Genomic DNA, 9,416 nt, shown 5'->3' with positions numbered 1-9,416 from the left:
GTCCCAGCAGGTTGCTCCTCGGCGCCAATCCTTCAACCGGCCAAACATGAGCTCGAACCAGTTGCGGCGTTTGTAGCTGCGCTTGTCGTATCGCACCACCTCGTCGCGAGGCTTCCTGCCCGGGATGTAGGGCCGTATCCCTTTGTCTTTCAAGGCCTCCCGAACCCAGCCCGCATCATAACTGCAGTCAGCGATCATCCAATCGGCGGATGGTAGGCTGCTCAGGAGCGCCCTGGCACCCGTGTCGTCACTGACCTGACCGGCAATCATGAAGAACCGGAGGGGGCGGCCGGAGGCGTCCGTTACGGCGTGCAACTTGGTGTTCATGCCACCCTTGGTGCGTCCAATCAGGCGTCCACGCCCCCTTTTTCAGCCGTAGGCCTGAGGCCGTGCAATGTGCCTTCAGATAGGTTGCGTCCACTGCCCGTCAGGGCATTGCCTGGCAATGTCCCGAGAGGGGATCATGATCGCCTTGTGATCGGAATGTTCGGCGGCCAGCCCTTCCATGATCCGGGCAAACACCCCCTCATCGCTCAAACGCTTCCAGCGGTTATAGAGAGACTTAAGCGCGCCGTACTCCCCTAAAGCATCCGACCACCGCAACCCATTGCGATCGAAAAAGATAACCCGCTCAACACACGCCTGTCGTCAACCCTCGGCGTGCCATGACTATTCAGGAAGCAAGGCTGGAGACGCTCCATCTGTTCTCAGTCAGCCATAATAGATTGCTCATGATACACCCTTGAAACTTAGGGGCGTGAATCATGCAACCGATATAGCGGCTTATGAAAGCGTGAAGGATGTCACGCTCAAGAATGTGCTCCGGGCCAAAGGCGTCATCTCAGAAGATGAAGCGGGGCTTCCTGGTTCCCACGTTCTTTTGGATTTTGAGACCGGTAAAATGGTGGCTGCGGAGATGAAGCGGGCGGTTGCGGTCACCCTGCTGCCGCTGGTTCTCAACGCTTCCCGGTCTATGGTGGCAGCCCTTATTGATGAAGGGTTGCGGACGCCGTTGCACGACGGTGGCCGGAAACTGGGCAAAATTAGTCGGGGGGTCGATCATGAGCATGTGGGCGCGCTTCTTGCCAGTATCGAATGCATTGCTACTCCTGTCGGGGAAGCTTCCGGCAGGATGGTCAATCTGGCAAAGAGCGCTGAAATCAGCCGGAAGAAGATGCAACTGGTACTTTCCGCCGTGTTTGGCGGCCGGCTGCGGCGCGTCATTTGGCTGGAAAATGAGCTCGGCCTCAGCGGCCTTCTGGTCGATCCGCGGGAGGTGAAATCTCTTACGCCGCGCGGCCTGACAGGCATGAGTGCTGGTCATGCGTTCATGATGCTGGTACCGGAGTGGCTGCCGGTAAGCGGCTAATCTCAGCCCAGTTTGGCGAGACGGTCTTGAAAACTGTCAGCGTTCAAGGCGGAGAATACGCGTGGGTCGCGCCCGCCGCCACGGCCTGCTTCCGCAGTAGATACGTGACTTTCAAAAGCCTTTTGATCGAGGCGAAATGCAATCAGCCTCAGTTGAAACGGGCGCTGGCTGCTCACGAAATTAAACCGGCTTTCGACCCGAAAATCCTGGGCGCGATTCTCTACCGAAGGGCGGACCTGCCGAAATCCTTGGAAATCTGACCTCCCAACATAAGCACCATCCAGATAGCCGCCTTCGGGTGGCAGTTTTCAGTAGTCCCGAAAATATCTGCTTTGAACCTATCTGTAGACACGACCGAGGCACCTCGGTCGAATAGCGCGCCTTCGGGTTTCAGGTGAGGCGCGGCAAGCGCCAATGCGACGGTGAACAAAGCCGAACGTTCGGTGTATCCGCCGACGAGCCCGCGAAACCCGTGCCAAGCACGAGAAAGTGCTGATATCACGCCCTGTGCGTCACCGATCCACAAGGGAACGTGAATTGAATCTCTTAAGCAACAGTTTAACGATCGCTGTATTGATGTCTCTTTTCCACCTCATTTTGCGCTGATAAGGATGAAAAACGTGAACAGTGATAAGTTGAACGGTACAGGCGGTCAAATGAGAACCGGAGCAAGCGGTCGAGTAGCCATTTTCTGGACTCAGACGGAAATTGATGGGCTTGAGGCTGCGCCCTTGTCCTTTCTGAGTGTCGGAGCAGCGTGGTCATGGCGCGGTCAGGCGCGGTATCTGGCGGAGCCCGCCGCGCAGCCTTTGGAGTTGGGCAGAGTGGCTGGCATCCAAGCGGCACCAACGGTTCGGAACGTTCAGATACAAACCCTGCCGGACGCAGCGCGTGGACTGATCGTTTTGACAAATGGTGCCCAGACCTACACGGCGCACGTCTTTCTTGTTTCGGGTGAATCGGCTCCAATACTCGTCTTTGAAGGTGCATGTCCGGGGCGTGATCAGGAATTCTGGATCAGTGAATTCATCGAGATCGAAAACCAAAGCGACGAAGCAGCTGAACAGGACAGGACCATCGTTGCGTTTCCGTTCAGGCCAACGCCGGATGTGGGCGATCTGGACCCAAGGAAAGCGGTTTTAGTTGGTCGCAGGGTCGATTGAAGCCCCGATAAAGATCAGTTTCCGAGGAAATTCCTGCGTCGCATGGTTTGCTCTGTTGACTCTGCCGGTTTCGCATATATAAGCGCGGCTTCATTGGTGTTGGTGGCCCCCGCAAGGGGATGCCTGTCATGGGGAAAACCTCAAGAGGACAACGCCCTTCATAGTGGCCCGCTGGGCCTCGACCATAACGAAGGAGATCAGCCGTGACCAAACGCACGTCTGCCAAGTACAAAATTGACCGCCGGATGGGTGAAAACATCTGGGGTCGTCCGAAATCCCCGATCAACCGTCGTGAATATGGCCCCGGCCAGCACGGTCAGCGCCGCAAAGGCAAGCTGTCTGACTTTGGTCTGCAGCTGCGTGCCAAGCAGAAGCTGAAAGGTTACTACGGCGACCTGACCGAGAAGCAATTCCGCCGCATCTACGCCGAAGCTGAGCGTGTCAAAGGCGACACCGGTGAAAACCTGATCGGTCTGCTGGAACGCCGCCTGGACGCTGTTGTTTACCGCGCCAAGTTCGTAGCGACTGTCTTCGCTGCACGTCAGTTCGTGAACCACGGTCACGTCAAAGTAAACGGTAAGCGGGTCAACATCCCGTCCTACCGTGTGAAGGAAGGCGACGTTATCGAAGTGCGTGACAAATCCAAGCAACTGGCCGTTGTTCTGGAAGCTGCCGCTTTGGCCGAGCGTGATGTGCCTGATTACATCGACGCCGACCACTCGAAGATGACGGCTACTTTCGTCCGCGCACCGGGCCTGGGTGATGTGCCTTACCCGGTTGTCATGGAGCCGAACCTGGTCGTTGAATTCTACGCGAAGAACTAATTTTCGCTGATATTGAATTCCGAAAGGCCGCGCCAGAAGGCGCGGTCTTTTTTGTTAAAGGGGGGGCGCTGCCCCCATCGCGTCAGGCCGCGATTCCCCCGGGATATTTTCGGCCAGATGAAGAGCGGATCAGAGTGGCAGCGGTCGCCCTTCGGCGATTGCTTCCATTGCGAAGTAAGAGGTCACGCTGTCCAGTTCGACCTTTTCGATTAGGCGCTGGTAGACCTTGTCGTATGACGCCATGTCCTGTGTGACAACTTTCAGCTGATAATCGTAGTCACCACCGATCCTGTGAAAATCCACCACCTCGGGGATCGTCAGAACGTGGCGGCGAAAGGCCTGCAGCCACTCGGCCGAGTGATGCCGCGTGCGCAGCATGACAAAAACCACAAGGCTTAATCCAAGTTTCTCACGCGCGATCCTCGCAGTGGACCCAATCAGTACGCCGTTCTCATTCAGTGACTTGAGCCGCCGCCAGCAGGCGTTCTGTGACAGGCCGACTCGGTCGGCCAGCTCGCGTTGAGACAGGGTAGCGTCCTGTTGAAGCTCTTTCAGGATGCGTGTGTCGATTCGATCTAAATTTTCATTCATATGAAGTCATTTGACACAAAATAGGGAGAAATTCAGCAAAATATTGTGAAGTATCTGCGCTGCACCTCAATCATATTGAGTGGTGCAATACGGAGCCCAAACCATGACCCTGTCCAAGTTTCGCGCAGATATCCAAACCACCACTCGCATTGCTAGCCTGCGTGATGGGTTGATCGGAGAAAACGTTCTGATCCCGGGTTTGCACGGGCACGTGCCACTGGTCTACGCGGATTACGTCGCTTCGGGGCGTGCGCTGCGTCAGGTTGAAAGGTTTGTTGCCGAACAGGTGCTGCCTTTTTATGCCAACAGTCACACAGAGGCCTCATATTGCGGATCCTACATGACGCGTTTACGCCGCGAGGCGCGTTCAGAAATAGCCCGCATCGTTGGTGCGACACGGGGAGAGGATGCGGTGATTTTCACCGGGTCTGGTGCCACCGCGGGCCTGAACCGGCTGGTCAGCTTATTGGGTGTAAATACAGCTGACCGGCCGGTCGTCTTGATCGGGCCGTATGAGCATCACTCGAACATCTTGCCGTGGCGTGAAAGCAAGGCGCGTGTGATCGAGGTGCCCGAGGCGGCTGACGGCGGTGTTGATCTGGTCGAACTCGAACAAAAACTGGTCGAAAACGCTGCGTCGGATCTGATCATCGGGTCCTTTTCGGCGGCTTCAAACGTGACGGGAATCATCACCGACCCGGACTCGATAACGCGTTTGCTTAAGGCGCATGGGGCAGTTTCGGTGTGGGATTACGCAGGTGGCGGCCCCTACCTGCCAATGGACATGGGTCCCGAGGATGCGCGCAAGGATGTTATCGTTGTTTCACCGCATAAGTTTCCGGGCGGGCCGGGGGCGTCAGGTGTCCTGATCGTCAACCAGAAGGCCGTAAAGCGGACGTGCCCCAGTTGGCCCGGTGGCGGCACAGTCAGCTTTGTCTCGCCCTGGCGGCATGACTACAGCAAGGATCTGGCCACGCGGGAAGAGGCGGGCACGCCCAATGTGATCGGAGACATCCGCGCAGCGCTTGCTTTCATCGTCAAGGATGTTGTCGGCACTGATGAGATCGCCCGCCGCGAAGCGCAGTACAATCGTATGGCGCTGGACGGGTGGCGCGGAAACCCGAACCTGACACTGTTGGGCACGGGCAACCCGCATCGCCTGCCGATATTTTCCTTTCTTGTACGCGACAATTCAGGTCAGCCCGTGCACCAGCAACTGTTCACCCGAATGCTTAGCGATGTTTATGGCATACAAGCGCGGGGCGGGTGTGCCTGTGCCGGGCCGTATGCGCATCGTCTGCTGGGGATTGACCGTGCCGCGTCGGACCAGCTGTATGCATCTCTGTCTGCGGGGGAAGAGATGAAAAAGCCCGGGTGGGTGCGGCTGAACTTTTCGTATCTGATGCATGAGGATACCGTTCAGTTCATCATCGACAGCGTTAACGACCTGTCGCGCCGAACCGAAGAAATTGCACCGTTTTACAGCGTTGACCCGGCGACGGCCCGTTTCCGGGCGGCGTGACGGAATTGCCGCTTTTCTCACCCCGTTGAGACAGGTATGAGAGGCTTCAATAAACGGAGCCTCTTATGAACAAGATCACACCTCAACCCGGTATTATGGACATCGCGCTGTATCAGGGCGGCCAGTCGCATCTGGCCGGGGTTGAGCATGTGATCAAACTCAGCTCGAACGAAAACCCTTTCGGTCCCAGCCCCAAAGCGATTGAGGCCGTGCGCAACAGTGCGGCGACGCTGCACCGCTACCCAAGCACCGACCACGCCAGTCTTCGGGCAGCGATTGGAAAGCGTCACGGGCTGGACCCCGCACGGATCGTCTGCGGTGTTGGCAGCGATGAGGTGCTTCAGTTCGTCGCTCAGGCGTATGCTGGGCCGGGGGATGAGGTCATTTATACCGAACATGGTTTCTCGATGTATCCGATCATCGCCCGCATGGCCGGTGCGACGCCTGTCATGGTGCCAGAGCGTGAGCGCCGCGTGGACGTGGACAATATTCTTGCCGCGCTCACCGACCAAACGCGGATCGTGTTCGTGACCAATCCGGGCAATCCGACCTCGACCATGATTGCCGAGGCTGAACTGGTAAGACTGGCCGAGGCTTTGCCGCAGACCTGTCTCATGGTGATTGACGGAGCCTATGCCGAATTTGTCGACGGTTTTGATGGCGGCGCATCGCTGGTGGATTGGTTCGAGAATGTGATCATGACCCGGACGTTTTCAAAGGTCTACGGGCTGGGCGGAATGCGCGTTGGCTGGGGCTATGCCGCTCAGGCAATCATCGACGTGCTGAACCGGGTGCGCCAGCCTTTCAACCTGTCTCTGACGGCGTTGGCTGCGGCCGAGGCGGCTTTGGCCGATCAGGATTTTCTGTCCTTTTGTCAGGCCGAGAATGCGCGCCTGCGCGTGTGGTTGTCAGATGAACTGGCCAAGATTGGCGTTGCCTCGGATGCCTCATGCACCAACTTTATCCTCGCGCGCTTTGCCGATCAGGCCGAGGCCGAGGCCTGTGATGACTTTCTCAAGACCCAAGGTCTGATCGTGCGGCGCGTCGCAGGTTACAACCTGCCCAACGCGCTACGCATCACGGTGGGTGACGAAGAAGCCTGCCGTCGTGTCGTCGCGGTCATTACCGCGTTCAAAAGGGGGGCCGCATGAGTCAGGTATATGACCGCGTCGCTCTGATCGGGCTGGGTCTGATTGCGTCATCCATGTTCTGGGCTATAAAACGCGCGGGCCTTGCCAATGAGGTCACCGGCTATGCACGGTCCAAGGCGACCCGTGAGACTGCACGGCGGATCGGCCTTTGCGATCGGGTCTGTGAGACAGCGCAAGAGGCGGTCGAGGGCGCCGATCTGGTGGTTCTATGTATTCCCGTCGGGGTGATGGGCGCAGTGGCCGAGGAAATCGCGCCGGCCTTGAAGCCGGGGGCGACCGTCACTGATGTGGGGTCTGTCAAAGGGCATGTGATCCAGGCGGTCTTACCCCATGTTCCTGATGGCGTGCATTTCGTTCCGGCCCATCCATTGGCCGGGACCGAGCATTCCGGCCCCGAATCTGGTTTTGCCGAGCTTTTCGACAACCGCTGGTGCTTGTTGGTGCCGGTTGCAGATTCGGACACCGACGCCATTGCCCGCCTGCGTGCACTTTGGGAAGGCATGGGGTCTTATGTGGATGAGATGGACGCAGAGCATCATGATCTGGTTCTGGCTGTCACCTCGCATGCGCCGCACCTAATCGCCTATACGATGGTAGGTGTGGCAGACGATCTGCGCCGAGTGACGGACAGCGAGGTCATCAAATACTCGGCTGCCGGTTTCCGGGATTTCACGCGGATTGCCGCCTCGGACCCGACCATGTGGCGGGATGTTTTCCTGTCGAACAAGGATGCGACGCTGGAAATTCTGGGCCGCTTCACCGAAGAGCTTTTTGCGCTGCAACGTGCTATCCGTACCGGTGATGGCGAACATCTGTTCGACTACTTCACCCGCACGCGCGCGATACGCCGTGGGATCATCGACGCGGGGCAGGATACGGATGCGCCGGATTTCGGAAGGGGAAAGGCGAGCACATGAGACACCTCTGGAGGATGTTGGTGATCGGATGCGTGGCCGTCAGTGCGACAGTGTCCAACGCCTCCCCTCCAGAACAGTCGCTGGTTCCCGTCGCGCGGACATCCTTTGCTTTCGCGTCCTCCTTACCAGACGTCAAGGTTCGCCCGGTGCTGCGCCCAGTGTCTCCGCAAGCCCTGGCGGTGGCAGCGCGTCCTTCGGATTTACCCTTGCTGGGGCCGGATACCTCGCTGATGCCCTACCTGCGGCCAAAGGCGTTAGAGCAAGAGGCGCTTTTCAAGAGACGCAAGCTGCGCAAAAGCTCGGTCTGTGGGGATATCGCCATTCAGGGTAAGCCGGTCGGTCGTGTACCCGGCAAGATCAAGGCGTGTGGAATCAAAGAGGCGGTTCAGATCACCTCAGTTTCTGGTGTGGCTCTTAGCCGTCCATCGACAATGGATTGTGGTACGGCGATTGCCCTGAACGAGTGGGTCGACAAGTCCGTTAAACCAACCTTCAAACGGCGCGGGCCGGTGGTTGAGTTGCAGGTCGCCGCCCATTATGCCTGCCGCACCCGGAACAACCAAAAAGGTGCAAGGATTTCAGAACACGGCAAAGGCCGGGCGATTGATATCTCGGGCTTTAAAATGGCGGATGGTGAGGTCGTAACGGTCTTGAACGGCTGGCGTAAGAACCCGTCAAAACGCCAACTCACCAAGGTTTGGCGTGGTGCGTGTGGTCCGTTTGGTACCGTGCTGGGGCCAAATGCAGATCGGTATCACCAGGACCATTTCCACCTGGATATGGCGCGCCATCGCCGTGGCCCATACTGCCGCTAGCGCAAGATCAGACGAGGGGCAGGGCCAAGGGGCAGGGGGCCCAAGGCCACAAAACCATCCCTGAGGTTCAGCTGCATATCCAGCGTATTCGGATTGCCGCCCAGCCCGGCCATGAAATTCAGCGCGCGCGTCACCGTGTCAACCGCCTGATCCGGCAAAGCACCGGCGGCGTTGGCCATGGCGATCATGTCGCGCCAATTCTCAGCCCGGATTGCAATTTCGCCGGTTGGAATGCCTTGCGCATCAACATCCAACTCACCGGCTGCGAACAGGCGCAATGCACCCCATTTCATCTCGGCCAACCGCAGGTCGATTTTTACCGGCTGCGGCCTGCTTTCTTCCAGGGCAGAGCGGTCCCACGTTTTGTCAAACGTGGCGGTCAAGTCCAGTTCGAGCGTCTCAAAAGCCGGTGGCAACGTCGTGGCCGAGCGCATCAACTCGCGCAGGTCATCCCCGGGCGTGAAACCGTCGACTTGGGCGCGAATTACGTATGCCTCGGGTATGGCGCTCTGCTCCATCACTAGGGCCAATGTATTGCCGCCGGCCAGCGCCTCGGTGTCGTCGGTGATTGACCACGGTCCCGCAGTCAGCGCCATCTTCTCAAGAACCAAGGCCACGCCGGGCTGAAGTTGCAGTTCGGCTTGCAGGTCACTGGCTTGAATGGTTGCGGTCTGGTCGAAATAGGACAAGCGCTGAGGCGTATTGGCAAACCGCAGGACCTGTCGTCCGGGCCAGATCGCGGGGCTTTGGAATTCGATCCAGTCTGCGCTCCATGCGGTGCCGGTGCCCGGATCGGCCAGCGCGGGGTTATTCAGACGCGTCATGTGGTGAAACGGGTACCCGTTGGTTTCAACGTCCGAGAATTCGGCTTGCCAGCCGCGCGCCTGCTGTGCATCGAACCACGCGGTGATTGCGTTGCGCAGACCGAAACCGGCGACGAACCAATAGATGCTCCAGATCACAACTGTGAAAATGACTGCTCGTATCAGACCGCGCATGGCAGTTCGCCCTTTTTCCCACCTCGGATTTGATGTTTATAGGTGCAAACGGGCAAGGGCCAGAGC

10 protein-coding genes and 1 pseudogene are annotated in these 9,416 nt (G+C 58.2%); 7 read left to right on the top strand and 4 right to left on the bottom strand.

What is annotated here, in order from left to right; all coding sequences use genetic code 11:
* Positions 1-733, bottom strand: a pseudogene (locus AC2FIT_RS13020) (IS5 family transposase); the annotation flags it as partial.
* A gap of 24 nt (positions 734-757) precedes the next feature.
* On the opposite strand from AC2FIT_RS13020, the gene AC2FIT_RS13015 reads away from it, so the two are divergent.
* On the top strand, positions 758-1,369 hold the full coding sequence (locus tag AC2FIT_RS13015) for a hypothetical protein (protein WP_496830068.1): 612 nt from the start codon (positions 758-760) through the stop codon (positions 1,367-1,369).
* A gap of 220 nt (positions 1,370-1,589) precedes the next feature.
* Here AC2FIT_RS13015 and AC2FIT_RS13010 read toward each other — a convergent pair whose 3' ends face one another.
* Positions 1,590-1,871, bottom strand: coding sequence for a hypothetical protein (locus AC2FIT_RS13010; RefSeq protein WP_496830066.1), 282 nt, complete (start codon positions 1,869-1,871; stop codon positions 1,590-1,592).
* Between the two features lie 118 nt (positions 1,872-1,989).
* On the opposite strand from AC2FIT_RS13010, the gene AC2FIT_RS13005 reads away from it, so the two are divergent.
* Positions 1,990-2,532: a hypothetical protein gene (locus tag AC2FIT_RS13005; protein WP_496830064.1), complete on the top strand. Its 543-nt coding sequence runs from the start codon at positions 1,990-1,992 to the stop codon at positions 2,530-2,532.
* A gap of 203 nt (positions 2,533-2,735) precedes the next feature.
* Positions 2,736-3,356 (top strand): 30S ribosomal protein S4, encoded by a 621-nt coding sequence (gene rpsD / locus AC2FIT_RS13000; RefSeq protein ID WP_068336304.1) that lies wholly within the window; start codon positions 2,736-2,738, stop codon positions 3,354-3,356.
* A 129-nt stretch (positions 3,357-3,485) separates the two neighbouring features.
* Here the strand turns inward: rpsD and AC2FIT_RS12995 are convergent, their stop codons facing one another.
* Complete coding sequence (locus AC2FIT_RS12995) at positions 3,486-3,947, bottom strand: Lrp/AsnC family transcriptional regulator (protein ID WP_496830061.1); 462 nt, start codon at positions 3,945-3,947, stop codon at positions 3,486-3,488.
* A gap of 103 nt (positions 3,948-4,050) precedes the next feature.
* Here AC2FIT_RS12995 and AC2FIT_RS12990 point away from each other — a divergent pair, with 103 nt between their 5' ends.
* The 4 genes from AC2FIT_RS12990 to AC2FIT_RS12975 all read left to right on the top strand — a co-directional run bounded on the left by AC2FIT_RS12990 (position 4,051) and on the right by AC2FIT_RS12975 (position 8,352).
* Positions 4,051-5,469 (top strand): aminotransferase class V-fold PLP-dependent enzyme, encoded by a 1,419-nt coding sequence (locus tag AC2FIT_RS12990; protein ID WP_496830059.1) that lies wholly within the window; start codon positions 4,051-4,053, stop codon positions 5,467-5,469.
* Positions 5,470-5,534: 65 nt separating this feature from the next.
* Entirely contained in the window at positions 5,535-6,620 is a 1,086-nt protein-coding gene (gene hisC, locus AC2FIT_RS12985) for a histidinol-phosphate transaminase (protein WP_496830058.1), read from the top strand.
* A complete protein-coding gene (locus tag AC2FIT_RS12980) occupies positions 6,617-7,537 on the top strand; it encodes a prephenate/arogenate dehydrogenase family protein (protein WP_496830056.1) in 921 nt (306 codons plus the stop codon). Before hisC ends, AC2FIT_RS12980 begins: the two co-directional genes overlap by 4 nt.
* Positions 7,534-8,352, top strand: coding sequence for an extensin-like domain-containing protein (locus AC2FIT_RS12975; protein WP_496830054.1), 819 nt, complete (start codon positions 7,534-7,536; stop codon positions 8,350-8,352). The genes AC2FIT_RS12980 and AC2FIT_RS12975 overlap by 4 nt, the downstream gene beginning before the upstream one ends.
* On the opposite strand, the gene AC2FIT_RS12970 is transcribed toward AC2FIT_RS12975, so the two are convergent.
* Positions 8,349-9,350 carry a DUF2125 domain-containing protein gene (locus tag AC2FIT_RS12970; protein ID WP_496830052.1) on the bottom strand — a complete coding sequence of 334 codons (1,002 nt, stop codon included), beginning with the start codon at positions 9,348-9,350 and terminating at the stop codon, positions 8,349-8,351. The two genes, AC2FIT_RS12975 and AC2FIT_RS12970, sit on opposite strands and share 4 nt — an antisense overlap.
* Positions 9,351-9,416: the final 66 nt, after the last annotated feature.

The sequence above is a fragment of the Ruegeria sp. YTSA135 genome (assembly GCF_059610165.1).
The sequence above is the reverse complement of the archived record's forward strand: the minus strand, read 5'-3'. Positions and strand labels throughout refer to the sequence as shown.